Raw genomic sequence first — 25,357 nt, forward strand, 5'->3', positions numbered from 1 at the left:
AAAGTATGAGAGATAGTTTGAGCCCGCCCTCTTGGTATGAGAGGGCGGGCTCAACTCGCTTATTCGGCCACGCTCACCGGGCCATAAAGAGGAAGGTGACGATCTGCGAGCGGGTGCAGCTGTCCATGGAGCCGAACAGGCCGCCGCCCACGCCGTCAGTGATATCGTGTTCGTTGGCCCACGCCACGGCCTGGGCGAAATAGTCGCCGTCGGTCACGTCGTGGAAGTCCGCGCCGCCCTGGGCCGCGGGGGACCCGGCTGCCCGCCACAGGAAGGTGACGGCCTGGGCCCGGGTGCAGGGTGCGTCGGGGCTGAAGAGGTTTGCGCCAGTGCCGGAGGCGATGCCGTTTTCCACCGCCCAGGCCACCGCTGTGGAATAATAGGCGTCGGCAGGCACGTCGGTCATGCTCACCTGGCCCTTGGGCGCGGGAGAACCCGCCGCCCGCCACAGGAAGGTGACGATCTGTCCCCGGGTGCAGGGGTCGCCGGAGCCGAACCGGTCCTGGCTCACGCCGCCGGTGATCCCGGCCCCCTTGGCCCAGGTCACCGCGTCATAGAACCAGTCCTCCGGGGCCACGTCGGTGAAAGGCTGTTCCGGGGTGCTGGGGACGTCAGGCGTGGTGGGAGTGGTGGGAGTAGAAGGAGCAGCGGGCGTGCTGGGTCTGCCGCCGCCGCCTCCGCCGGAACCTCCGCCGCCGGAGACCGGGTAGAGGACGATGGTCCCGGTGGCAGTCTCATAGTGGGCCGTATCCGCCGGGGTGAAGGTCCACCCGTAAGCGGTGTTGGCCGCCACCGTGGTTTCCAGGGGCAGGTCCCAGGTCAGCGTGCCCTCGGGCCAGTCGCTGGCCGCCGCCAGACCCGCGTCCGCCAGGGTCTTGCCGCTGGTGGAGATCAGGGTGAACTTGGGCGTGCTGTCCAGGGTGATCTTGTTCACGGTGATGGTCACCGTGCCATCGATGAAGGGCAGATAGGCGTCATCATAGCTCGTGAAGGTCCAGTTGGTGGTGTAGGAACCCACCTCGGGCGTGGCCTCGGGGTAGTCCCAGGAGAACCGGCCATCGATGGGGTTTTTCTCGCTGTCCCACAGGTTGCCGGAGATGGTGATGTCGCCCAGCTTCTCGCCATACGTCAGGGTGTCACGGCTGAGGGTAGGTCTGCCGCGGGGCACAAGTTGCTCTTCCGGGTAGAAGGACACGGTGTAGAGGTAGTCGCAGTTGCGGCTGGAGATGGTGACCGTGCAGTTCACCTTGCTGCCAGCGGGGGCGTTGTGGGCGATGTCATAGCTGACCATGCCGTCCAGCACGCTGAGGTGGTCGATCACGCCGCTGACGCTGCCCTCGTTGAGCTGCACGGCGGTGATCTCCGCGTCGGCGGGCAGATTGGCGTTGATCTTTCTGAAATAGTCCAGCGTCAGATAGCCCATTTGGTCAAGGCCAGCTTGCAGCCAGACGCTGCCGGGGTTATAGGGGTTGACCGGCTTCTGCTCCTTGTTGATGGCGGCGGTCACGCCGGGGAAGTCGGCGCTGGAGAACGCCTTGCTGCGGCTGCCGTCGGAGAAGGCGTAATTCTCGTTCAGGGTGACGGTGAATTGGACCGTCTTCCCCTCCCCCGCCTCCGCCGAGTCATAGGCCGCGCCGGTCACGGTGTAGAGATTGTCGGGCAACTGAAAGGTCGTGGGGGCCGAGGAGCCCTCGACGTGCCAGTCAGAAATGGAGACGTCGGCGGCGTCAGTGCCGTCGTAGTCCTTGCGGATGTCGCCGTCGAGGTCAAAGCCCACAGGCAGCGGGGCCACCGTCCAGGTCTTCTCCACCGTGCCGGTGAAGTTGCCCGTGCCCGCCACCGTCAGAGTGTAAGTCCCGGCGTCGGTGGCGGTGTTGCCGGTGAGGGTATAGTTGGCGTCCGCCAGCGGCTGGTCTTTCCAGGTCACAGTCACGCCCTGGGTCTGCTCCACGCCGGAAGAATAGTCGGCATTAGGGAGGAACGTCAGCTGATTTTGCTCCAGCGCCACCATGTCGGCGGTGAGGGGAGCGGGCTCGATTTCAAAGGAGGCGGTGCCGGAGTAGATAACACCATCCTTGGAACAAGACACGGTGACGGTATACTGCCCCGCATCGCTGGGCTTCTCATTCAGCAGCGTGCCGTCCGCCTTGGCGTAGGTGATAGTGAGGGATGTAACTCCCTCGGGCAGAACGGCCTCAGGGCCGCTTGCGTCCTCGCCATAGGTCCAGGAATCCATGGTGACGTCAATGTGCTCCCCCTGGGCCATCAGGTTGAATACCATGGGGATCTGGTTATAATTGCGGCTGCTCAGTCCAACGGTGATGCTGCCCACCTGCCCAGGCTGTTTGACCTCGGCCAGGGAATACAGAGTAATGTTCAGTTCGCCGTTCACAACCACAGCAGACTTGACGAATCTGGAATTCTCAAAGTGGATACCATACTGATTGACCGCCAGGTCCCCGCCGCTTCGAACGTTCTTCAAACAGTCGGCCAGAACTACCGTGTAGATCTCCTCATCAGAGGAGAGTTTGACATCGACAGGGCATATGACGGACTGACCGGCACCCAGGTCCTGGGCCTTCTGGATGGTCAGACCTTTGCTGTTTCCAGAGGAGCCATAGTTGTCCGTTTCAGGGAAGTTGCCCTCCAGAATGTAGTCACCGGCGTCGATTGGTGTTCCATCGATTGGGGTATCGCTGATTCTTTTGTAAAGATATGTTCCGATGCGATCATTATAGGTCTTGGTAGCTTCATACCATTCATATTCGACAGCGCGATAGACAGCATCGTCATTGACCTCTTCTTGTGTCTTGGAATTGATGATGCCGATATCGTCTTTGGTGGGATTGGCAATCGGGCTGCCGGTAAATTTCAGGGTGTAAGGATAGCCTTTCCAATTGATACTAAGCCCGCTTTTCTCCACTGTCACGTCAACAGTAGTCGTCGCGCTGTCCATCTCGTTGCAGCCCACATAGTTCACGGTCAGCGTGTGCTTTCCCGCGCCCAGGTCCTGGGTGTCGACGGTGAAGTTAACGCCGTATTCGTCGTACACTTTCCGCTCACTGATCTCACGGCCTTGTTCGTCGCAGACCACCACATAATTCTCGGCGGGTTCTGTCTCGGCGCTATAGGTGCTCATGCCGGTGGGCTCGACTGAAACGGAAACAGTAAATGTCTCGCCGTAGTCAAAGGTCGTTTCCGGGTTTCCGCCTCTCCAAGTATTGGCACTGATCCTCGTGCCGGACTTGACCACGGTGGCGGTGTAGGTCTTGCTGGTCAGCGAGGTGCCCTGGTAGGTGAGCTTCACGCAGGCCGTGTGGATTCCCACGGGGCACGCCGCAAAGATATCGTCCAAGTAAATGAATTCTTCTGCTTCTTGTTCGGATTTCCAAGTCTCAGTGGCGAATTCTTTGCCGTCCACATAGTACGTCACAGTGGCCGGTTTGTCTTCGCTGACCGTGTCCCTAAACGAGACTTCCATAGCAATCGAAACGGTCATACCGGCATAACCATAGGGAATCACATAGCCGTCCACTTGCTCCGGCTCGTCCAGGGTGATGGCCGGTGTTTCCTTCTTGGTGGAGATCCGTCTCGCGACGTCATCGCCGTCGCCGACATAATAAGTTCCATCTCTGAATTCAACCGTGTCGCCAGCGGCTCCGTTTTCATCAGGAGAACCATAAATCGTCCCTTCATAGTTGATTGACGAGCCTACTGCTTTTTCTGACCCGGAGATGGTCACAGTTGCGCCGTTGTCAATTTCAACAGTCCCCGTCACACCGACCTTCGCGCCGCTGATCACAGTGGTGCCTTCGGCGGCAATCAAATTACCCGTGATAGCAGCATCGGCATTTGCGAGTGCGGTTAAAGTAAAATCATCTTTTGTCCCGACCCGAACATTGCCAATAATCGTGCCGTTTTCAAGCAACAAGTGTCCACCAATATTAAAATATCCATCGTCGACAACTATGATGGAGTGGTGCTCCATTTTAATTGTCAACGGGTTCGCTGTGGACATGCCTTCAACTTCTGCATCTTTAAGTAATGTGATAATTCCGTTTCCAACATCATCATAATCGTTTGCGTCAATGGCATCTTCAAGATTATCGTAGAACAGTGGGTCAGAATCGTCAAAAGTCAGACTGGCTACTGAACTTTCGGTTTGTTTGGTGTGGTCTTCTCCGTCATCCCACGCCCAAACCGTCGTCGGCAGCAGGGAGAAACACAAAGACATCGCAAGTAAGACACTGAGCAGTCGTTTTTTCATGGGGGTCTCCTTCCTATGGGGGGATCACAGGTCCTCTGGGATGAGCCAGAGCTTTTTGGCGGCGGTTTTGGCCTCGCTGCGGCGGCTGACGCCCAGCTTGTCCAGGATGTGGCTCACGTGGGTCTTGACGGTGGTCAGCTTCACGTCCATGATCTGGCCGATCTCCGCGTTGCTCTTGTCGGCGCACATCAGCCGCAGCACTTGCAGCTCCGCCGCCGTCAGCGTCTCGTCTGGGGAGAGCCGGGGCTGGAGGAACCGGGGGTAGCAGGCCGCCTGGGCGCGGACCTGGTTCATCAGACGCTTGTGCCACCTGGCGCCGCCCGTCCACTCCAGCTGCTCCAGCAGGGGCAGCACCGCCACGCCATAGACGCTGACGGTGCGGATGAATTGAAACTCCGCCGCCGTGTCCAGGGCCTGCGTCAGCTCCTGCCGCCAGCTCTCGTCCCGCTTTCGGAAGAGGGCGATGGCGCACAGGACCCGCAGATGGATGCCGTCGATGTGCCGGGCGCAGGTCTGGACATAGGGCCGCAGTGGGGCCAGCGTCATCAGGGCCGCGTCGGGCCGTCCGTCGGCCAGCTCCACCATGGCCTGGGTCAGGTATTGATAGCGGCGCATCACGTCCAGATGCACCGGGTCCCGGGGGGCCTTGTCCCGATACCAGCCGTCGGCCTCGTCCAGGCGGCCCAGGTGCAGATCCAGGCGGCAGAGCACGGCGTCCATGTTGGGCAGAAAGCGGTCCAGCTCCCGCTGGACAAAGCGCTCCCGCAGGGTGGCGATGGTCCGCCGGGCCTCGTCCCCCTGGCCGCAGAAGAGCTGACTGCGGGCAAGCAGGGCGGTGGCGGCAAACTCCATGTCCGGGGTGCCCCGGGTGCGGATGTCCCCCATGCGGGGGATCAGGGTGAGCATCCGGCGGGAGATGTCCTCTCCCTTTTCAAACTTGCTCTCGGCGATGGCGCAGTCGGCCAGGCCCACGCCGTCGTGGCCCAGCACCGCCTCCACCGGGACCCGGAGGGTCTGATAGAGCAGGTCGTCTTTTTTGCTCCAGGGGGAGAAGTCCTTGCCGCCGTTCATGATGCTGGGCAGGGTGCTGGTGACGGAGAAGGGCGGCAGAGCCACCTCTTTGTTGGTCATCAGGCGGAACACCGCGGGAAAGGTCTCCGTCAGGCTGTCTACACTGCGCTGGGGCAGGGAGATGTCCAGCCAGGCCAGGCGGCTGCGGGCCTGTTTGCCCGCCGCGTCCTGCCGGGGGCAGCTCTGGGCGAACTGCCGCAGTTGGTCGTACCAGTATTCCGAGCCGTCGTAGTCGACGGCCAGGGCGCACAGCATGCTCATCCCCTGCATCAGGGCGGGGGAAGCGAGGATCTCGCTGTGGGGCAGGGCCCGGTAATACTGCTCCATCTCCCGGTAGTGGCCCATGCCGGGGTGAAGCTCGGCGTTTCGGATGAGCAGCTCCGACACCTTGGAGTGGTCCCCGCCTTTGGTGTAGCATTCTAAAGCGTGGGGATAGTCCTCCTTCAGCTCGTAATACAGTCCGCCCCGGCTGAACAGGGCCCGGCGCTTCTCCTGGGGATATTCCCGGTCCATCTCCCACAGGAGGAAGGCCCGGAACTGGGGCCAGAAGTGGAAGCGCTGGATGCCGTCATACCGGAGCATGGTGGTGTTCCGCTGGAGCCAGTCCAGCAGCTCCCCGGCGTGGGGGTCGCCGCTGACCACCCGGGCCATCTCCAGGTTGAAGGTGTCGAACAGGGCCATCTCCAGCAGAAAGCGGCGGATGTGCAGGTCGAAGCGGCGATAGATGGCCGTCTCGAAATAGAGGAAGACCTCCCGAAAGGACTGGGACACAATGTCCGGGCCGAAGGGCGTGCCCCCGGCCATGTTCCGGGCCGTGACGGCCACACCCAGGGGATAGCCGATGGACTCCTTTAAAATGCCGCTGACCTCGGAATCGGTGACGGCCACGCCCTCCTGCTGGAACAGCTGGCGGATGTCCTCCCGGCCAAAGAGCAGGTCGTCTGGCTCCAGCACCGTCATCAGTCCGGCATAGCGAAAGGCCATCAGGCAACCCGGCGGCGCGCCCCGGGACAGCACCACAAAGCGCCGCTGGGGACTGGTGCGGATGAGGGTACACAGGGCCTGCCACTGCTCCTCCTCCTGCATCAGCTGGGCGTCGTCCAGCAGCAGGACTTCCCAGTCCTGCGACTGGGGCGGCAGGGAGAAGTCTGGCTGGTCCGGGGTCAGGGCCAGCACCCGTTTCCCGTCCAGCAGCGTCTGGGCCAGGGTCGTCTTGCCAAAGCCGCAGGGGGCGCTGAGAAACAGCACCCGCCCCCGGTCCCAAAAGTCCTGGAACTTCCGCCGGATGCTGTTTTTTACCACAATGGTCTGCATCATAGGCATCCCCCCTTCCCGCATGCCGAGCAGCATTCCCGCAGGGGCCCCTGCGGGACAAGGGGGATATCCCCCTTGTTACAAGTTCCTCGACATATTTCGCCGTTTTTCTAAATTATAACAGCACGCTTGGAAGTTGTAAATCATACCAAAGTATGAGACGAAAATTTTTCTGCCGAAAAAGTGATGAAAATAAAACAAAATAGCGCACAGGGCCAACTTATTTCAGCCCTGTGCGCGAAAAATTTTTTTGATAATAATTTATATGGCCCCAAAAGCGTGTTAACCGCCCGGCGGCCACCGAGCGGTTAACGGGAAAAAACTCTTAACTGTTCAGGGCTGACCGCCATGCGGCAGTGCCCTCGTCTGTCTATATAATAGCCTGTTTTGCAGAAACTGTCAACGGTTTTCTTCCCGACACCCGAATATATTCCTCCCACCCCAAAGGCGAAAAACACAGCCTGTGATACCATTTCGATCCGCTTCATGGTATAATGTCAAAAAGCGTCTCTCCGCGTCGTGCTTTTTCACCGAGAGAGAATGGGGGTCACCATGGCTGTTCAACTAAGTTCTTCCTATTTAAAGCGAAGCTATCAGCTTTTGGCCAAGCTGTGCGTCGGCGAGATGGGTGCAGTTCAGGCTTTTGAGCGCTCCGGCGACATCGTCTATAAATGGGCCAGGAAGAAATTTAAAAATATTTTTCGGCAGATACCAGCTGAAAAAACAACGCTGGATGACAAGCGGGACGGGAACGAGATCGGCGTGATCGTCGACCAGGACCGGGCACGGTTCATCCTCCGGGCCGTCCACCCCGACGCCAACATCCCAGGGCGCATGTGGATCACCGACGTGCAGCTGAACCGGTCTGGGAACGACTGCCTGCTGGCCGTGCGGCTGTCGGTGACCTCCCTGCAATCCTGCACGCAAGAGGTCCCCTTCAGCCGCCCCATCTTCGTGCGCTCCATCCTCAAAAACGTCGGCATCGCCGACGTCATCCAAATATCCGGGCAGAAGCACCTGCTCCAGACCCCGGCCGACGTGGACGCCTTCCTCCGCTTTCTCGCCATGCCGGAGCGGCACATGCCCGTCGTCCTGCTGACCCCCTGCGTCCGCGAGGAGGACGCCCTCTGTAACGGGTACATGATGGACGCCGACCAAATGGCCGACGACCTGACCGGCGTGGCCCACGTCTTCCAGATCAGTCTGGATGTCAACGACTATCTCACCGACTGCATCGGCAAGCAGTGGTCGGCCTTTAACGGCGCCGTGCGGACCTATTACCCCGGGGTCTCCTTCGACGGCTCGGACTACTATCAGCACCCCCTCCTCACCCAGCAGAGCATCCGTCTGCGGGGGGTGTTTCCCAGCGATGACCCCCAGCTGTGTATGCACGAGATCGAAGAGTATGTGCAGCGGTACGTCCTGGCCCAGCGCGTTGCCTGGGAGGAGCGTGGCTTCGACTTTTACCTTGCCGCCCACCAGCAGCTGCTGCAGGAGCAGCGGGCCTCCAGCGAACAATCACAGGACGAGCTGATCTCCTCCTTTGAGGAGCAGCTGGAGCAGCTGAAAAAGCAGAACGATGAGACCATGTCCCTGGCCGATTCCTATGCAAACGACTGTGCGCTCTGTAAGGGAGAAAACGATCAGCTGCGGCAGCGCATCGGGCGGCTGACGGCTCAGATATCCGTCCTCCGCACCCAGCTTCAGCAGTGCTCCGGCCAGGCCATGGAGCAGACCGTCCCGGAGGACGGCTCCTATGCCGACATTGAGGACTGGATCGGACGGTATTACCCTGACCGGCTCTTCCTCCACCCCCGGGCGGCCCGGAGCCTGAAGAGCGCCGCCTATGAAAACGTCAAGCTGGTATACCAGTGCCTGAAGCTGCTGGCCTCCTCCTATTACGACTACTGCACCGGCCAGGGGACCTATGAGCGCTTCATCGACGCCTGCAAGCAGGTGGACCCCGGTCTGGCAGAGGGCGGGTCCATCACCGACGCCGCCGCCGGGATGCAGGGGGACTCCTATTTCCTGCAATACAACGGGAAAAAGCGCAAACTGGAGCGGCATCTCACCAAAGGGAACAGCAAGGACCGGCGCTATTGCCTGCGGATCTACTTCTTCTGGGATGACCAGGACCAGGTGGTGGTCATCGGCGACCTGCCCCACCACCTGGACACCAGCACCACTTAAATCAGGGGGCGCACCGTGAAACAAGCCATCGCCTATTACCATCTCCCCGGCCTGTTCGAGTTTTATGAACTCTACCGGGTCTTTCTGCCCCTGTTCCGGGCCCGCCGGGAGTATTTTTACCCCTGGTTCCGGATCGGCTCCATCTACGGCGCTCCGGCGGACTGCCTCTGGGGCGGCGGACGGGTGGGCTGTGGGGAGCAGGACCCCCGTGCAGTGCTGGACCTGATGGCGGAATATGATATCTCCGCCCGGCTCACCTTCAGCAACTCCCTCCTCCGGCCCGAGCACCTCTCCGACCCCAAGTGCAACGCCCTGGCCCGGCTGTTTGCCGGGTATGGCGGCCCCAAAAACGGGGTCATCGTCCACTCGGACCTGCTGCTACGCTATTTACAGGCGGAGTACCCCGGCCTCTATTTCGTCTCCTCCACCACCAAAGTGCTCACCGATTTCCCCTCCCTCCGGCAGGAGCTGGACCGGGCGGCCTTTCGCTATGTGGTGCCCGACTTCCGCCTGAACAAGGCCCTCCCCCAGCTGGACGCCCTGCCCCAGGGCTTAAAAGACAAGGTAGAATTTCTGTGCAACGAGTGCTGCTTCTTCGGCTGCAAGGATAGAAAAGCCTGCTACCGGGCGGTCAGCCGGAAAAACCTAGGGGAGCCCGGCCCGGAGCACCGCTGCGCCGCCCCCGACGCCGCCGGGGGCTACCGCTTCTCCAAGGCCATGGAGAACCCCGGCTTCATCGGCGTGGAGGACATCCAGAATATCTATCTGCCCATGGGCTTTTCCAATTTCAAGATTGAAGGCCGCAGCCTGGGCAGCGCCCTGGTGCTGGAATTTCTCCTCCACTACCTGACCCGGCCCGAATACCAGCTCCACGTGCGGGAGGAAATTTACCTGGACAACATGCTGGACCTGTTTTAAAATCCAGCCAAACAATTTCATACTGAATACTGAAATATCGGGAGGTGCGCCATGAAAACTCGCTTTGTCACTGGAAAGTTAAAGATCCTCGTCATCCTGTTCGTCATCGCCGCGCCGATTTTCTGGTATTGGTTCTGGGGGTGGGGGACCCTTCACATCATCGACTTTTCCGCCCAGGACGTGGAATATGTGAATATCAGCTGTTCCCACCTACGTAAAATCGGGACAGTCCGCGACCCCGAGGAGATCCAGGCTCTCATCGACGAAGCAAACTCCATGCAAAACAGGGGGACCAGCCTCAAAAAACTGATCCACGGCATCTTTCAGGGCGGAGGCGTCTTATACGACCTCGATTTCTATCTCACCGACGGGACTGAATTTTTGTTGGTCTTCTTTTCCGACGACGCCTATGGTCCGGTGTCAAATAAGCGCCTGAGCTATTGGTATTACTCCCCCACCGGAGAGCAGATCAACGGTCCCATGTGCCAGGGTTCTCTGGAGGTATACGCCCGGCTGTTTGAAAAGTACAACCAGGTCTCCCCGCCGCTATAAAACAGTTGCATCTCCCGCACTTTCCCTGGAAAAACGGCTCAAGATTTATCTAAATATCTTCGAGTTGATGCGCGGTTTATCCCGTGTTATAATATTACAAATATCTCGATATTAGGAGGAACATCATGGGAACACGTCAGGTCAGTATCAGAGCAGACGAAGGTCTTTTCTTGGGGTTGGCCAAGCAAAATATGCTGTTTCACCAGTGTATTTTTGAATTATGCGATAATGCAATCGCTGCCGCTGTCGATGGTAGAAAACCCAATATCGATATCTTTTTGAATCCAGTTGCTGATGACCCAGACAAAGTTGATGTTTGGGTGTGTGACAACGGAAGAGGAATGGACGATCAGCAGCTAGAAACCGCTCTTCAACCCGGAAGGGTACCTACATCCAACAGCAGACTAAACGAGCACGGATTTGGGCTGAAAAATTCTTTGGCAACATTATCTGGCGGAAATGGTGAGTGGACCCTTTGGACGAAAGCGTCGGGCAAAGAACCCTGCAAGGTTTCTGGTCCGTTTTCTTCCACAATGGAAATCGTAAGCGGTGCATTCTTTCCCTCTGAAGCGTTCCTCCCCTCAGATTCCTCCACAATTATCTTTGTCCGGGTCAAGCTCTCCTTTTTGCGTACCGTCCAGGGACGCGGTGGCCCCAGCAGTAATTTGTCTTCTCTCAGAATGTGGCTTATCGAGCATTTAGGTGTCACATATCGAGGGTTTCTGGAACAAGATCCTGAAACGCAAGACACCTCCGCACGTATCAAAGTATCTATCAATTCAGACACCAAGGTAGTTCCCCCCGTTCCGGTTCCTTTTGGAAATGTGACTACAAAGTATATCGATGTGACCCTGGGAACAAGTACGTTCCGCCTCATCTATAAGTTTGGCACTCTAGATGAGGAACTCCGGGACCAGTTGTTATACAAAAATGAAAAAGCTAAATACTATTATCAGAATAACCAAACGACACAGGGAATCGACATCCGGCTAGGGCGCCGTGTAATTGCCACCCGACAATTTGAAACAATTTGGAAAACAAGCAATGGTAAAGCCCCTTTGACACGTCACAACAATTATAATGACTTTCTCGGAGAACTTTTAATTCCAGAGGATATTCCAAGGGGTATCTTAACTACTGTCAATAATAAGACAGACTTTAATTTGGACGACCCGAATTGGAATATTATCTTTGATGAACTGAACTCAAAGTACAGACCTCCCGAAAAAATCCGCGAGACCACAGAAGCAGGTCTGCGGGACAAGTGGAAGTCCATGCTCCAGAATACAAACCCCGACGATGAAATTACCTCCGAGCAGTCTGTATGGCCTAGCGGCACCAGGATCGATGTTTACAGGAAGAGTGCTATCGATCACTCTATCATTATCTATGAACTGAAAGCAGGAAAAGGCGCCCCAATTCATTTATACCAGCTAAAAATGTACTGGGACGGATTACTGCTACAGGGAGAACAGCCAAAAGAGGCAGTTTTAATGGTAGAAGACTACGATGAAAAATTGCAGGAAATGGCAAATATAATGAATCAGATGCCGACTCCCAATCTGAACAACTCCCCCAGTCTCCCGTACAATTTTAAAATCGAGAAACACCGTGATAAAGGACTGGCCTGAGTTATTTTAACTTACTGCCCTGATTTTCCCATAGCATAACCTTTCGTATCATAACCGCTTTATCAGAACCCTCCGCCTCAGTCGTATTATCTGGGACGGAGGGCTTTTCTTCAGCTCTTGATCTAAGGCAGAACGGCAAGAAATATATCTTCTGGATATCATGCTTAATTTTTAAAATCCAGTTGCATCTCCCGCCCTTTCGTGGTAGCCTTTGGTCAGCAACACAGGAGGTCTTTTTATGAACAAACTTCAGCTTTGGGGCGCGGTGTGTCTCTCCGCCGCCCTGCTCTCGGGCTGCGGGTCCGCTCAGGGAACTGAAAGTTCCGCCAGCGCCAGCGGGAGCGACGGCTCTGGATTGGCCAGCAGCTCCGCCCCGGCGGACAACTCCTTCGCCCTCTCCCCGGAAAAGCAGCTTCAGGTCATGGCCGACCACGTGCAGGACTGGCAGGTGGCCGACGAGTGGGACTGGTGGGGCTATACCGTGGCCGACCTGGACCAGGACGACCAGCTGGAACTGATCGTCAGCCAGATCCAGGGCACCGGAGGCTATACCACCAACACCGTCTGGCAGGTCAATGATGACGGCTCCGGCCTGAGCCAGGTCAAGACCCAGGACAGCTGCCAGCCCGTGTTCCAGCCGGACGATTTCCAGGGCACCCCCACCTCCACCCTCCGGGCCTATCAGAACCAGTCGGACGGTGTTTTCACTTATATTCTGGAGGACTCCAACAAGGACGGCGCCGCCCACTACTACCAGAGCAAGCGGGCCATCGCCCTGAAGGACGGGGCGCTGAAGGGCTTCTTCCTGGGCTATCAGAACACGGAGTACGATGAAAACGGCCAGGAGCAGGTGACATACCAGGACGCCCAGGAGCAGACCATCTCTCAGCAGGACTATGACCAGGTGGAGCAGCGCTACTTCGGCGATTTTCAGCCCTGTACGGCCACCCTGTCCTGGCTGGACTGCGTCCCTGGCGACCAGCTGGCGGGCACCAATCTGCCTGACCGGCTGGCTGAGTGCTGGCAGGCCTTCTCCATCGCGGCGGACGCCTGACGAAATGCCCGTCCCATTTTTCCCCTCGACATTTCTCTTGTCATCTGCTACAATAGCAGTGGTGGAAAAGGAGGCATTCTATGTCGCATTTGCAGCGCAACCAAACAGAACCCATTGATCAGCTCTTCCAGGGCATTCTTTCACTGAAGTCGGTGGAGGAGTGTTACACCTTTTTCAGCGATCTGTTCACCGTTCAGGAGCTCACCGCTTTCGCCCAGCGCTTTCAGGTGGCCGGGCTGCTGCTGGACGGCAACACCTATGAGATGGTCCGCAATCAGGTCCCGGTGAGCAGCTCTACCATCACCCGCATCAACACCGAGCTGCGCTATGGCTCCGGCGGCTATCAGCTGGTATTGAACCGCCTGAAGGAGCTTCAGGACCAGGAGCCCGCTCCGGCTCCCGCTCCTGTCTCGGCGAAATAATAAAAGAACCGTTTGACTGCAACGAAAACAGTCAAACGGTTCTTTTTTATGGCTTCCCCACCCCCTGCGGGGCGGGAAACCGGAAATCAGAAATGCTTACAGGAAGATATACTTCAGGATGAACAGCAGCGCCAGTACATACATCAGCGGAGTGATCTTCTTGCCCTTCCCGGCGGCCAGGTTCAGCAGGACATAGGAGATGACGCCCATGGAGATGCCCTCGGAGATGCTGTAGAACAGGGGCATGGCGATGATGGCCAGGTAGGCGGGGATGGCCTCGGTCATGTTGTCCAGGTCGAAGCGGATATCGGTCACGGTGCCCACCATCAAAAAGCCCACCATGATCAGGGCGGGGGCGGTGGCGAAGGAGGGGATGGCGGTGAAGATGGGGGCGAACAGGGTGGAGATCAGGAACAGCACGCCGGTGACCATGGCGGTCAGGCCGGTGCGGCCGCCCACGGCCACGCCGGAGGCGGACTCCACAAAGGTGGTGGTGGTGGAAGTGCCCAGCACGGCGCCGGCGGAGGTGGCGATGGCGTCGCTGAGCAGGGCGGGCTTGATGCCGGGCAGCTTGCCGTCCTTATCCAGCATGTCCGCCTTGGTGGCCACGCCGATCAGGGTGCCCAGGGTGTCAAACAGGTCCACGAACAGGAAGGAGAACACCACAACGATGAAGTTGATCAGGCCCACGGCGCTGAAGTCCACGTTGAAGCACTGGCCAAAGGTCTCCCCCAGCTTGGAGAAGTCGGTCATGCCCAGGGTGGGGAACAGGCTGTAGAACCCGGCCTCGGGGGTGGGGACATAGATGCCGGTCACCTGGCACAGCATACCCAAAATCCAGGTGAGCAGGATGCCGTACAGGATGGCGCCCTTGAAATTGTGGATGTAGAACACAGCCATGAGGAACAGGCCCACCAGCGCCAGCAGGGCGCAGATACCTGAGGTGTGGAAGTTCTCGGTGAAGCTGGTGATGGTGACCAGGGTGGAGGAGTCCACGGACAGACCGGCGTTCTGAAGGCCGATGAAGGCGATGAACAGGCCGATGCCCACAGACACGCCCCGCTTCAGGGTGAGGGGGATGGCGTTGAAGATGGCCTCGCGCACGTTGGTCAGGGACAGGACGATGAAGATCAGGCCCTCGATAAACACGGCCAGCAGGGCCACCTGCCAGCTGTAGCCATAACCGGCCACCACGGTGTAAGCCATATAGGCGTTCAGGCCCATGCCCGCAGACAGGGCGAAGGGCAGGTTGGCCATCAGACCCATGCACAGGGTGCCCAGGAAGGAGGCCAGGGCGGTGGCCAGCAGCACGGCGGTGCTGTCCATGCCGGTGGAGCCCAAAATGGACGGGTTGACGGCCAGGATATAGGCCATGGTCATAAAGGTCGTGATACCGGCCATGACCTCGGTTTTGACGTCTGTCTTATGGGAAGACAGCTTGAATACGCGCTCTAACATGAAATTCTCCCTTTCTTTTTCTCTGCTCTCTCTTTTGGGGCGTTACTTGCCCTCATAGGCGACCACGGTCTCCGTGGGATACCCGGCCAGCCGGTCACGCCCGTGGAGGCCCTTCAGCTCCAGCAGGCAGACCACCTTGACCACCTTGGCCCCCAGTCCCTCCAGCAGTTGCACCGCGGCCTCCAGCGTGCCGCCGGTGGCGATCAGGTCGTCCACCACCACCACCCGCATCCCGGGGGTGATATCCTCCTTGTGGACCTCGATCTCCGCCGAGCCATACTCCAGGTCATAGGAGATATGGGCGGTCTCCCGGGGCAGCTTGCCCCGCTTGCGGATGGGAATGAACGCCTTGTGCAGGTTATAGGCCATGGGCATTCCGAACAAAAAGCCCCGGGACTCCAGCCCCACGATGGCGTCGAACTGAACGTCGCCGATGCGCTGGGTCATCTCGTCCACCGCCAGGCGCAGTCCGTCCGCGTCCCGCAGCACCGAGGTGATATCCCGGAAGATGATCCCCGGCTTGGGATAGTCCGGGATGCTGATGATGTAATCTTCCATCTTGCTCATGTGTCCTCTTCTCTCCTCCCCGGCCCAAAAGGCCGAATATTTCAGCGGCGTTTCCACCGCCATGCCTTTTTCCCGAAAAGACAACAAGAGTATTTTATCAAATCTGCGCCGCAATGCAAGGGGGAATCGCAGATTTTCTCCCCCCAGCGCCGGGTTTTCATTCGGTGAAAGAACCGGACCAGTCCCAGCCGGTCTTTTCATCCTCCTCGGTGATGGCCCGGACCACCCGGCAGGGGTTGCCCACGGCCACCGAGCCGCTGGGGATGTCCTTCACCACCACGCTCCCACCGCCGATGACCACGTTGTCCCCGATGGTCACCCCCGGCATGACCTGCACCCCAGCGCCGATCCACACGTTGTTCCCCGCGGTGATGGGATAAGCGTATTCCAGCCCCCGGTTGCGGCGCTGAAAATCGATGGGGTGCCCCGCCGTGTGAAAGCCGCAGTTGGGGGCCACGAACACGTCGTGCCCAAAGGTCACTTTGCCGCCGTCTAAGATCACCAGGCCGTGGTTGGCGTAAAAGTTCTCCCCCAGCTCAATGTTATAGCCATAGTCGCACCAAAAGGGTGCCGTGATACAGAAATGCTCCCCAGTCTTCCCCAACAGCCGACGCAGGAGTTTCTGCTGGCCCTCCACGTCAGACGGGCGCAGCTGGTTAAAGTCATAGCAGAGCTCCTTCGCCCGCACCCGCTCCGCCAAAAGCTCCTTGTCATAATTAGCATCATAAAGCATCTGCCGCTGCATCTTCTCTTTTTCCGTCATAATATTTTCCCCGCAGTCGTTGGTTTTCTAGGATCAGTCCTATCTTATTACGATTTTCAACTAGTACAAGTGTCTCAAGCATCAAAAAGACGGCCCCGCTGCTCTTAAACAAGCATTGCGGTGCCGTCTTTTTTCTGTTTTCAGCCGAGCTTTACTGCTCCTCGCTGCGGAAGTTTTGCAGGGCGCGGGCGTCCTCGGCGCGTTTTTCTTCGATGGACTCCTTCAGCAGCATGTCCTTCACCTTCATCAGACGGATGGTGTTGGAGCGCTCGTTTTCGTCCAGTTTCATGGTGATATATTTGATGTTGGCCTGCATCTCGGGGATCTTGACATATTCCAGGGCGTTCACCCGGCGGCGGGTCTTTTCGATCTCCTCGGCCAGCAGCTGGCTGGTCTTTTCCACCTCGGCCAGGCGGAGCATATCCTGGAACACGCTGGACATGGCATCCACCGCGTCGTCCAGCTCGCCGCTGGTCTGGGCAAAGCCATAGGGATAGACCTCCCCGGCGTTCTGTCCGGTGGTCTTGAAGTGGTATCGGGGCACGTCCACCGACATCACGTTCTGAAAGGTCATGTCCAGCTCCACGCTCTGCTTGGGATAGAGCAGGGACTGCTGGAGCATCTCCGGGGACATGAGGGCGGCGGCCACGGTAAAGGAGCCGTGGGCCCGCATCAGGCCCTCCTCCACCCGGCGGCGCAGGGCGCGGTTTTCCCGCACCACGTCCATGAACTGCTTCATCAGCTCGTCCCGCTTGTCCTTCAGCAGCTTGTGGCCCCGCTGGGCCGTTTTCAGGCGGCCCTTCAGTCGGGTCAGCTCCATGCGGGTGGGATTGATGGTCGTGGAAGGCATTTCGATCCCTCCTTAGTCTTTCTTGGGCAGATACTTGTCGATCATCTCCGGCTTGATGCGCTTGAGCTCGCTGCGGGGCAGGATGCTCAGCAGCTCCCAGCCCAGGTCCAGGGTCTCTTGAATGGAGCGGTTCTCGTCGGTGCCCTGGGAGACATAGCGCTTTTCAAACTCGTCGGCAAACTTGGCGTACAGCAGGTCGGTGGGGGACAGGGCCGCCTCGCCCAGGATGCTCATCAGCTCCTTGTTCTCCTTGCCGGTGGCATAGGCGGCGAAGAGCTGGTTCATGGTGCCGGAGTGGTCCTCCCGGGTCTTGCCCTCGCCGGTGCCCTTGTCCTTCAGACGGGACAGGGAGGGCAGCACGTCCACCGGGGGATTCACGCCCCGACGATAGAGCTCGCGGGAGAGGATGATCTGCCCCTCGGTGATATAACCGGTCAGGTCTGGGATGGGGTGGGTCTTGTCGTCCTCGGGCATAGTCAGGATGGGGATCATGGTGATGGAGCCCTCTTTGCCCACCTGGCGGCCCGCCCGCTCGTACATGGTGGCCAAGTCGGTGTACAGATAGCCGGGGTAGCCGCGGCGGCCGGGGACCTCTTTCTTGGCGGCGGAGATCTCACGCAGGGCCTCGGCATAGTTGGTGATGTCGGTGAGGATGACCAGCACGTGCATCCCCTTCTCAAAGGCCAGATACTCTGCGGCGGTCAGGGCCATGCGGGGGGTGGCGATGCGCTCCACGGCGGGGTCGTTGGCCAGGTTGGTGAACAGCACGGTGCGGTCAATGGCGCCGGTGCGCTTGAACTCGCTGACGAAGAACTCCGACTCCTCAAAGGTGATGCCGATGGCGGCGAAGACCACGGCGAAGTTGGACTCCCCGTCCAGCACCTTGGCCTGGCGGGCGATCTGGGCGGCCAGGGCCGCGTGGGGCAGGCCGGAGCCGGAGAAGATGGGCAGCTTCTGGCCGCGGACCAGGGTGTTCAGTCCGTCGATGGTAGAGATGCCCGTCTGGATAAACTCGTTGGGATAGTTCCGGGCGGCGGGGTTCATGGCCATGCCGTTGATGTCCCGGTATTCGTCGGCCAGGATGGCGGGGCCGCCGTCGATGGGCTGGCCCATGCCGTTGAACACCCGGCCCAGCATGTCGCCGGACACAGCCAGCTGGAGGGGGTGGCCCAAAAAGCGGATCTTGGACTGGGCCAGGTTGATGCCGGCGGAGGCCTCGAACAGCTGGACCACGGCGGAGTCGCCGTTGACCTCCAGCACCTTGCAGCGGCGGACGGAGCCGTCGGCCAGCTGGATCTCGGCCAGCTCGTCATAGGTGACGCCCTGCACCCGGTCCACCACCATCAGGGGGCCGGAGATCTCTCGGATGGTCTTGTATTCACGAATCACAGCGCGTCCTCTCCCTTCTCGGCAATGGCCGCCAGCTCCTGCTCCATCTCGTCCTGGATGGCCTCATAGGTGGTCTTATACTGGTCGGCGGGGACAGACTTGGCTCTGCCGATCTTCTCACGGGCGGGCACGGCGAACAGCTCGGCCAGGTCGCCGCCCCGCTGCTGGGCCGCCCGGCACTCGTCCTCATACTTGCGGATCATGGCCAGCATCCGGGCCTGGCGGTCATACTCGGAATAGGAGTCGATGTCCACAAAGGAGTTCTGCTGCAAAAAGTCCTCTCGGATCATCTTGGCGATCTCCAGGGTGATCTGGTCCTTGGCGGACAGAGAATCCTTACCCACCAGCTGGACGATCTCGTTCAGGCTGGCCTCCTCCTGAAGGGTGGACATGGCCCACTCCCGGTTTTTCAGGAAGTCCTTGCCCAAATGCTCGTCATACCAGGGCTGCAGGCTGTCCAGATACAGGGAATAGGAGTTCAGCCAGTTGATGGCGGGAAAGTGGCGGCGATAGGCCAGGGAGGCGTCCAGGGCCCAGAACACCTTGACGATGCGCATGGTGGCCTGGGACACGGGCTCGGACAGGTCGCCGCCGGGAGGGGACACGGCGCCCACGGCGGTCAGGCTGCCCCGGCGGTCCTCGTCAGAGCCGATGCAGGCCACAGAGCCCGCCCGCTCATAGAACTGGGCCAGACGGGAGGACAGATAGGCGGGATAGCCCTCCTCGCCGGGCATCTCCTCCAGTCGGCCAGACATCTCGCGCAGGGCCTCGGCCCAGCGGGAGGTGGAGTCAGCGATGACGGCCACGGCATAGCCCATGTCCCGGAAATACTCAGCGATGGTGATGCCGGTGTAGATAGAGGCCTCACGGGCAGCCACGGGCATGTCAGAGGTGTTGGCGATGAGCACCGTGCGCTTCATCAGCGACTCGCCGGTGCGGGGGTCCACCAGCTCGGGGAACTCCCGCAGCACGTCGGTCATCTCGTTGCCACGCTCGCCGCAGCCGATATAGACCACCAGATCCACGTCGGACCACTTGGCCAGGGCGTGCTGCATCACCGTCTTGCCCGAGCCGAAGGGGCCGGGGATGGCGGCGGTGCCGCCCTTGGCCACGGGGAAGAAGGTGTCCACGATGCGCTGGCCGGACTGCAGGGGGATGGTGGGGGGATACTTGTGCTTATAGGGGCGGCCCACACGGACGGGCCACTTCTGCATCATGGGCAGCTGGACCTTTTCGCCCTCCTCCGTCTCCAGCACGGCCACCGTCTCGGTGACGGTGAACGCGCCGGACTGAATGGACACGATGGTGCCCTTCATCTTGGGGGGGATCATGATCTTGTGGAGGATGGAGGCGGTCTCCTGCACGGTGCCGATGACGTCGCCGCCCACCACCTTGGTCCCGGGCTGGACGGTGGGGGTAAAGTCCCACTTCTTCTCCCGGTCCAGGGCGGGGACCTCCACGCCGCGGGGCAGGTTGTTCCCCTGCACCTTCTCCATGATGACCTCCAGCGGGCGCTGGATGCCGTCGTAAATATTCTCTACCAGGCCGGGCCCCAGCTCCACGGACAGGGGGGAGCCGGTGGTGACCACCTTGGCCCCAGGGCCCAGGCCGGAGGTCTCCTCATAGACCTGGATGGAGGCGGAGTCCCCACTCATGGTAAGGATCTCACCGATCAGGCGCTGCTCGCCCACACGGACCACGTCGGCCATGTTCGCCTCCTCCATGCCGGTGGCAACCACCAGCGGGCCGGAGACCTTGACGATCTTTCCCATAGGTTTCAATACCTTCTTTCGGGTAGATTTTCTAGTAATTGCAATGCGTTCAGGTTCAGGAGATGTCTGCGCCAACGGCACGCTCCACGGCAGTTTTCACGTTGGCCATACCGATGCCCAGACTGCCCTCCTTGCCGGGGATCAGAATAATGGCGGGGGTCAGGGCGTCTTTATACCGGGCGATGTCCGGCCCCATTTTGGCGGCCAGCTGCTCGGTCATATAGATGATGGCGTAATTCTCTTTGGCCATGCGGTGCAGGGCCAGGTGGCCCTCCTCCGGGCCATCGACGGGGCAGACCTCCAGCCCCAGGGCCTGAAAGCCCAGGACGCTGTCCGCGTCGCCCATCACGGCGATCTTGTACATGTGGTCTCCCCCTCCTTACACATAGGTCTCGCGCAGGCGGCGGCGGATCACGTCGCCCTCCAGCTTGGCCGCGCGCCCGGCGAAGATGGTGCGGATGGCGGTGAACTCCGCCTCCCGGGCGTAGAGATAGCCCACCACCGGCTCCTCCCCAAAGGGGACCCGGCGCTCCGAGGCCAGATAGGCGGTGACCGCATCGTCACAGGCCCGCTCGAAGTCAGTCATGGCTCCCGCTCCCGGATGGGCCAGCTTGGCCCCCAGCTGGGCGGCCTGGGCCAGACTCCCGGCGGCAAACAGCTCGCCCAGGGCGTCGGCCCGGGCAGCGGCGATGCTCTGCTCGGACACGCTGCCGCCGGGCAGCAGCACCTGGCGCAGGAATTCCGGCTCCCGGCCCATGCGGTGGACCCGCACGGCGGTGCGCAGATTGGCCACGTCCACCAGCAGCTGGACATACCGCTGCAAAAAGCGGCTGTCCAGGTCCCGGGCCAGCTGGGCCATCTCCTCAAAGCAGGCCCGGTCTAAGATCAGGTCAGCCTGCTGTGGGTCATGGCTGTCCTCCAGCAGGGCCTTGGCCTGGGTCATGGCCTTTTGAAAGGCGGGGGAACAGCCCCGCAGCTCCTCCCTGCGCCAGCCCTCCGTCAGCTGGGCGGGGTCATAGCGCCCGCCGGGCAGCAGGATGGGCTGGGGGTCCCGCCCCATGGCGGCGGCCTTGAGCAGGGTCTTTGCGTTGTGATAATCGTATTTCAGCTGGAATATCTCTACCAGCCTCCGGTCGGGCACCGCCGACTCCATGTCCCGGAACACGTCGGCCCGGGCGGCGGCCAGAGCCTGGTCCAGACTGCCCCCCTCGGGGTAGCCGCACTCGGCCAGGACCTTTCTGGCCTCGCCGTCGTCGGCGGCGTCGATCATGCGGTCCATCCGCTCCCGGGTCAGCAGGCGGTTCTCCATGGCCCGGATGCGGGCCGAGACAGAGAGATAATCCGTATCTTTTCGGTGGGACAAGGTATCCCTCCTCCCTCTTATAAAACTCTAATCGGATGTTTGCTCCGGCGTTACTCCGGGAACAGGACCTGGGCCACCTGCTTCTCCAGCTTCTCCCGCTGGAGGCGGACCAGCGTCTCAAAAGTGCAGTTGATCTCTACGTCGTTGTCCAGCATGACAAAGCCGCCCCGCATCTTTCGGGTCTCCTGGGCCAGGGTGAGAAGGCCGGTGCCGGTGACCATGGCGGCGGTGGAGTTGACTACCTTGCCCAGCAGAGCGCCAACCTTTGTGTCGGCCAGCGCACCGGGCAGCTCGGGGGCCACCCCCTTCACCAGACATTCGTTGGCGGCGATGACCACCTGCTTGCCCACCCGGGCGCGGTCGGCCTCGGAGAAGATCAGCTGCTCCTTCCCGGTTTCAGAGGCCTCCACCGCCAGGCGGGTGAGCAGGGCGATGTAGTCCTCCTCGGGCAGGGAGCACAGCTTGTCCAGGGCCAGGTCAAAGGCCTCGCCCAGTACCTCCTGCTTGGCGGCCAGGGCCAGCTTGCGCTTTTCCATCTGGGCGGCGGAGCTCAGCCGTTCCAGCCGCTCGTCGGCGGCCTTCTGTCCCCGGGCCAGGATGTCGGCGGTCTCTTTGTCCGCCTGGGCCCGGGCCTGTCGGGCGATGGCATCCGCCTTCTCCTGGGTCTGGGCGTTGAGCTGGTCGATGTCAGCCTGGGCATCAGAGAGGATCTTGGCGGTGATTTTTTCGATTCCTTCCATAAGGCAAGTCCTTTCCAGGCGATCAGGCGCTGATGTTGATGATCATCAGCATGGAGGCCAGCAGAGACAGGATGGCATAGAACTCCACGGTGATGCACAGCACCATGCCCTTGGACCAGTCGTCGGGCTTCTTGGCCAGGATGTTGATGGAGCCGGCGGCCACGCGGCCCTGGGCGATGGCGGAGAACAGGCCGCCCAGCGCCATGGGCAGGCAGGCCACGAAATACTGCATACCCTGGGCCACAGTCAGTTGGGGCAGAACGCCGGACAGCAGGCCCATACGGAACACGGCGAAGAACCACACCACCAGACCATACAGGCCCTGGGTGCCGGGGATGACCTGCAGGATCATCACCTTACCGAACTTGCTGGGGTCCTCGCACAAAAGGCCGGTGCCGGCCTCACCGGCCAGGCCGGTGCCCTTGGCGGAGCCGATGCCGCTGAGCACCGCCGCCAGGCCGGCGCCCAGCAGGGCCAGGGCCAGGCCGCCGATGCTGCCCAAAACCGTCATGCTCTGGTAAACTTCCGTCATCTGAGAGAGATCCATTTTTGTTTCCTCCTTAATCTTTGACCACGTTATAGTATTTGGTGTTCAGGTCCAGGGGGCGGAAGGGCTTTCCGCCGTCCTCATAGAATTTGTTGAAATACTCCAGGCACTGCAGGCGCAGGTCGTGGACATAGCAGCCCAGCAGGTTCAGGGCAAAGTTCAGCGTGTTGCCCGCCATGGAGATGATGATGAAGATGAACACGTTGCCGGGGATGGCACCCAGGGTGTTGAACACCTGGGCGATGACCGACCCGGCCAGCATCAGCGCCATCAGTCGGGAATAGGACAAAATGTCTCCGAAATATCCGGTGACGTGGTTATAGAGGGAGCCGAAGATCCCCGTGACCTTGCCGAAGCCCTTTTCGGTCAGCACCGGTCCGGCCACCACCATCACGCCGCCCAGGATGATCACCAGATTCGTGACCTTCAGAATGGCCAGCGCCAGTCCGGCGAAGACCACCCACCAAGTCACTTCCTCCCACACGGCGTCCATGATCTGGCCGTGCTTGAGCTTTTTCACAAAGCTGATGGCCATGCCGGTGAGGATCTGCACAAAGCCCAGGCACATGGCCCCCACCAGGATCATCATGGTGTCGTTCAGGGGGGTGAATAGGGCGGGCAGGGCGAAATCATTGCTGACACCGGTAAGGGCGAACAGCTGGGTGAGGAAGTCGCCGAAGAAGCCGCCGGTAAGGGCTCCGAAAAGGAATGTGCTCACACCGCACAGCCCCAGCAGGCCGAACAGGTGGCCCATGGTGCCGCCGGGCTTCTTCTTTTTCAGCACGATCAGCGAGGCCAGCATCATCACCAGTCCATAGCCCATGTCCGCCATCATCATGCCGTAAAACAGGATGAAAAAGGGGGCCATCAGGGGGTTGGGGTCCAGGGAGCCATAGGCGGGCAGGGAGTACATCTCCGTCACCATGTTCAGGGGCCGGGTGAGCCAGTTGTTTTTCAGCTTTACCGGCACGGCGGGGTACTCCTCCGGGCTGGGCTCGGTCAGCTCCCACGCCGTGAGGAAGGGGGCCAGTGCCTCCTGCACTGCCTCCCGCCGCTCCGCAGGGAGCCAGCCCTCTAAGTAGAAGGTCTGACTGGTGTCCAGCAGGCGCTGGCGGGATTCCTCCCGGCGGACATCTGCCTCCGCCCGGTCATACAGGCGGCGCAGGGCGGGGCGAAGCTCGCCCATGCCGGACAGCTTCTTCTCCGTCTCCGCCAGCTCCTGGTCCAGGGCGGCAAGCTCCTCGTCCAGCCTTTGCAGATTCTCCGCCGCCGTGCCCGACCACTCCTTCAGGCTGGCTCGGGACCAGCCCACATCCTTCAAAGCGGCCAGCACCGCCTCGCTCTGGCTGGCGTGGCACACCAACAGGCAATATTGGGCGTTTCGATTGGAAGATATCCTGGTCAGCTCTGACAGCTCACCGGCGGCCAGGGCCGCCCCCTGGGCGGCATCGAAGTCGGCCTCCGGGGGCAGGGTGCCCATCTGCACCGTTACCTGGGCGGTGGACTGGGTATCCAGGGGCAGGTCCATGGTCCGCCAAGGCTCCAGCTGGGCCTTTTGGGCCAATAGCTTGGTCTGCTCGCTGTGGATGGTGTTCACCCGGCGGAAAGCGCCGTTCACTTCCTCTGCCCCCTGCCGGGCCTTGTCGGCCTGGGCCTGGTCAAACAGGTCGGCCTCGTCCAGACTGGGCTTGGGAGATAAGAACTTCTCTTTGGCCGGGGCATATTTTTTCAGGACATACAGTGCGTGGTCGGCCTGATTCTGCTCCTCCCTTGCGGCGCCCAGCCGCTGGGTGTCCGGGCGGCTGAGCTGCTCCCGCAGGCGGGCCAGACTGTCTGACTCCTCCGGCGGGGCCTGCCCGGACTGGGGCTGGTCGTCAGGCAGGACGGCCTGGTCGATCTCCACGCAGCCCAGTCGCTGGAGCCTGCGCAGGATCTCTTCCCGGTCCTCCGTCATGGCGATCAGCCGCACATGATCCATTTTCACGATAGCCATCAGCCATTCACTACCTTTTCTACGATCAATTCGGCGGCCTGCTCCAGATGGCTCCGGGCGGCCTGCTTCATGGTCTGGCACTCCTGGGCGGCCTGGTCCAGCACCTGCTGCTTCCGCTGGGCCGCCTGGGCCTCGGCCTGGGCCATCATCTGGCGGGCCTGGGCCTCGGCATTGGTCCGGGCCTCCTCCAGCGTCCGCTGGGCCGCCCGCTGGGCCGTCTGCAGCTTCTGCTTGCTCTCCGCCGCCGCCGCGTCTTTGCGCTGCTTGGCCTCCTGCTCGGTCTGCGTCACCTTTTCAATGGCTTCCACTGACACGATTTTCACCACCTTTGTCTTTCGCTTGTTCTTTAGTTAGGAAAACTGCTGATAAACATATTCTATAGGGTATTGCCCAAAAATGCAAGTCTATTTAGGAAACTGCTGATAAACTATTTTCTATAGGATATTGCCCAAAAATGCAAGTCTATTTTTGCCTTTGATTCTTTTTCAACTTTATG

The 25,357-nt window shown here is 60.2% G+C and carries 20 protein-coding genes; 6 read left to right on the forward strand and 14 right to left on the reverse strand.

The annotated features are described in order from the left end of the window. Positions 1–73: 73 nt before the first annotated feature. Entirely contained in the window at positions 74–3,802 is a 3,729-nt protein-coding gene (locus ACSAMP_RS14125) for an S-layer homology domain-containing protein (RefSeq protein WP_457800874.1), read from the reverse strand. Between the two features lie 489 nt (positions 3,803–4,291). Continuing rightward, on the reverse strand, positions 4,292–6,655 hold the full coding sequence (locus ACSAMP_RS14130; RefSeq protein WP_457800875.1) for a helix-turn-helix transcriptional regulator: 2,364 nt from the start codon (positions 6,653–6,655) through the stop codon (positions 4,292–4,294). A 549-nt stretch (positions 6,656–7,204) separates the two neighbouring features. Between ACSAMP_RS14130 and ACSAMP_RS14135 the strand changes: the two genes are divergently transcribed. The 6 genes from ACSAMP_RS14135 (at position 7,205) to ACSAMP_RS14160 (ending at position 13,419) form a co-directional block, all read left to right on the forward strand. Beyond that, on the forward strand, positions 7,205–8,842 hold the full coding sequence (locus tag ACSAMP_RS14135; RefSeq protein ID WP_457800876.1) for a hypothetical protein: 1,638 nt from the start codon (positions 7,205–7,207) through the stop codon (positions 8,840–8,842). A gap of 15 nt (positions 8,843–8,857) precedes the next feature. Continuing rightward, complete coding sequence (locus tag ACSAMP_RS14140; protein WP_457800877.1) at positions 8,858–9,760, forward strand: hypothetical protein; 903 nt, start codon at positions 8,858–8,860, stop codon at positions 9,758–9,760. A 51-nt stretch (positions 9,761–9,811) separates the two neighbouring features. Continuing rightward, positions 9,812–10,312, forward strand: coding sequence for a hypothetical protein (locus tag ACSAMP_RS14145; RefSeq protein ID WP_457800878.1), 501 nt, complete (start codon positions 9,812–9,814; stop codon positions 10,310–10,312). Between the two features lie 125 nt (positions 10,313–10,437). Further along, positions 10,438–11,943: an ATP-binding protein gene (locus tag ACSAMP_RS14150; RefSeq protein ID WP_457800879.1), complete on the forward strand. Its 1,506-nt coding sequence runs from the start codon at positions 10,438–10,440 to the stop codon at positions 11,941–11,943. A 238-nt stretch (positions 11,944–12,181) separates the two neighbouring features. Next, positions 12,182–12,997, forward strand: coding sequence for a hypothetical protein (locus ACSAMP_RS14155; protein WP_457800880.1), 816 nt, complete (start codon positions 12,182–12,184; stop codon positions 12,995–12,997). An 80-nt stretch (positions 12,998–13,077) separates the two neighbouring features. Then, on the forward strand, positions 13,078–13,419 hold the full coding sequence (locus ACSAMP_RS14160; RefSeq protein ID WP_457800881.1) for a YerC/YecD family TrpR-related protein: 342 nt from the start codon (positions 13,078–13,080) through the stop codon (positions 13,417–13,419). Between the two features lie 96 nt (positions 13,420–13,515). On the opposite strand, the gene ACSAMP_RS14165 is transcribed toward ACSAMP_RS14160, so the two are convergent. From ACSAMP_RS14165 to ACSAMP_RS14220, 12 genes are all read right to left on the reverse strand, one after another. Beyond that, positions 13,516–14,877: an NCS2 family permease gene (locus tag ACSAMP_RS14165; RefSeq protein WP_457800882.1), complete on the reverse strand. Its 1,362-nt coding sequence runs from the start codon at positions 14,875–14,877 to the stop codon at positions 13,516–13,518. Positions 14,878–14,919: 42 nt separating this feature from the next. Continuing rightward, positions 14,920–15,444 (reverse strand): adenine phosphoribosyltransferase, encoded by a 525-nt coding sequence (locus ACSAMP_RS14170; RefSeq protein WP_441795375.1) that lies wholly within the window; start codon positions 15,442–15,444, stop codon positions 14,920–14,922. Positions 15,445–15,601: 157 nt separating this feature from the next. Next, positions 15,602–16,207: a sugar O-acetyltransferase gene (locus ACSAMP_RS14175; RefSeq protein ID WP_457800883.1), complete on the reverse strand. Its 606-nt coding sequence runs from the start codon at positions 16,205–16,207 to the stop codon at positions 15,602–15,604. Positions 16,208–16,358: 151 nt separating this feature from the next. Further along, entirely contained in the window at positions 16,359–17,057 is a 699-nt protein-coding gene (locus ACSAMP_RS14180) for a V-type ATP synthase subunit D (RefSeq protein ID WP_441795373.1), read from the reverse strand. A gap of 12 nt (positions 17,058–17,069) precedes the next feature. After that, complete coding sequence (locus tag ACSAMP_RS14185; protein WP_441795372.1) at positions 17,070–18,446, reverse strand: V-type ATP synthase subunit B; 1,377 nt, start codon at positions 18,444–18,446, stop codon at positions 17,070–17,072. After that, positions 18,443–20,218, reverse strand: coding sequence for a V-type ATP synthase subunit A (locus tag ACSAMP_RS14190; protein ID WP_457800884.1), 1,776 nt, complete (start codon positions 20,216–20,218; stop codon positions 18,443–18,445). Before ACSAMP_RS14190 ends, ACSAMP_RS14185 begins: the two co-directional genes overlap by 4 nt. A gap of 55 nt (positions 20,219–20,273) precedes the next feature. Beyond that, positions 20,274–20,582: a V-type ATP synthase subunit F gene (locus ACSAMP_RS14195; RefSeq protein WP_441795369.1), complete on the reverse strand. Its 309-nt coding sequence runs from the start codon at positions 20,580–20,582 to the stop codon at positions 20,274–20,276. Between the two features lie 15 nt (positions 20,583–20,597). Next, positions 20,598–21,581, reverse strand: a complete 984-nt coding sequence (locus ACSAMP_RS14200; RefSeq protein WP_457800885.1) for a V-type ATPase subunit — start codon at positions 21,579–21,581, stop codon at positions 20,598–20,600. 50 nt (positions 21,582–21,631) lie between these two features. Then, positions 21,632–22,321 (reverse strand): V-type ATP synthase subunit E, encoded by a 690-nt coding sequence (locus ACSAMP_RS14205; RefSeq protein ID WP_457800886.1) that lies wholly within the window; start codon positions 22,319–22,321, stop codon positions 21,632–21,634. Between the two features lie 22 nt (positions 22,322–22,343). Further along, positions 22,344–22,868 carry a V-type ATP synthase subunit K gene (locus ACSAMP_RS14210; protein WP_227145608.1) on the reverse strand — a complete coding sequence of 175 codons (525 nt, stop codon included), beginning with the start codon at positions 22,866–22,868 and terminating at the stop codon, positions 22,344–22,346. A 13-nt stretch (positions 22,869–22,881) separates the two neighbouring features. Beyond that, on the reverse strand, positions 22,882–24,861 hold the full coding sequence (locus tag ACSAMP_RS14215; protein WP_457800887.1) for a V-type ATP synthase subunit I: 1,980 nt from the start codon (positions 24,859–24,861) through the stop codon (positions 22,882–22,884). Next, positions 24,861–25,175, reverse strand: a complete 315-nt coding sequence (locus tag ACSAMP_RS14220; RefSeq protein ID WP_457800888.1) for a hypothetical protein — start codon at positions 25,173–25,175, stop codon at positions 24,861–24,863. Before ACSAMP_RS14220 ends, ACSAMP_RS14215 begins: the two co-directional genes overlap by 1 nt. Positions 25,176–25,357 lie beyond the last annotated feature (182 nt).

This window comes from Flintibacter sp. SJQ-8 (genome assembly GCF_054108085.1).

Bases quoted from the DNA above. Each gene is read 5' to 3' on its own strand.
- ACSAMP_RS14155 (WP_457800880.1), top strand. From the start codon at position 12,182: ATGAACAAACTTCAGCTTTGGGGCGCGGTGTGTCTCTCCGCCGCCCTG.
- ACSAMP_RS14130 (WP_457800875.1), bottom strand. From the start codon at position 6,655: ATGATGCAGACCATTGTGGTAAAAAACAGCATCCGGCGGAAGTTCCAG.
- ACSAMP_RS14150 (WP_457800879.1), top strand. From the start codon at position 10,438: ATGGGAACACGTCAGGTCAGTATCAGAGCAGACGAAGGTCTTTTCTTG.
- ACSAMP_RS14215 (WP_457800887.1), bottom strand. From the start codon at position 24,861: ATGGCTATCGTGAAAATGGATCATGTGCGGCTGATCGCCATGACGGAG.
- ACSAMP_RS14190 (WP_457800884.1), bottom strand. From the start codon at position 20,218: ATGGGAAAGATCGTCAAGGTCTCCGGCCCGCTGGTGGTTGCCACCGGC.
- ACSAMP_RS14160 (WP_457800881.1), top strand. From the start codon at position 13,078: ATGTCGCATTTGCAGCGCAACCAAACAGAACCCATTGATCAGCTCTTC.
- ACSAMP_RS14180 (WP_441795373.1), bottom strand. From the start codon at position 17,057: ATGCCTTCCACGACCATCAATCCCACCCGCATGGAGCTGACCCGACTG.
- ACSAMP_RS14145 (WP_457800878.1), top strand. From the start codon at position 9,812: ATGAAAACTCGCTTTGTCACTGGAAAGTTAAAGATCCTCGTCATCCTG.
- ACSAMP_RS14170 (WP_441795375.1), bottom strand. From the start codon at position 15,444: ATGAGCAAGATGGAAGATTACATCATCAGCATCCCGGACTATCCCAAG.
- ACSAMP_RS14210 (WP_227145608.1), bottom strand. From the start codon at position 22,868: ATGGATCTCTCTCAGATGACGGAAGTTTACCAGAGCATGACGGTTTTG.
- ACSAMP_RS14165 (WP_457800882.1), bottom strand. From the start codon at position 14,877: ATGTTAGAGCGCGTATTCAAGCTGTCTTCCCATAAGACAGACGTCAAA.
- ACSAMP_RS14205 (WP_457800886.1), bottom strand. From the start codon at position 22,321: ATGGAAGGAATCGAAAAAATCACCGCCAAGATCCTCTCTGATGCCCAG.
- ACSAMP_RS14135 (WP_457800876.1), top strand. From the start codon at position 7,205: ATGGCTGTTCAACTAAGTTCTTCCTATTTAAAGCGAAGCTATCAGCTT.
- ACSAMP_RS14195 (WP_441795369.1), bottom strand. From the start codon at position 20,582: ATGTACAAGATCGCCGTGATGGGCGACGCGGACAGCGTCCTGGGCTTT.
- ACSAMP_RS14175 (WP_457800883.1), bottom strand. From the start codon at position 16,207: ATGACGGAAAAAGAGAAGATGCAGCGGCAGATGCTTTATGATGCTAAT.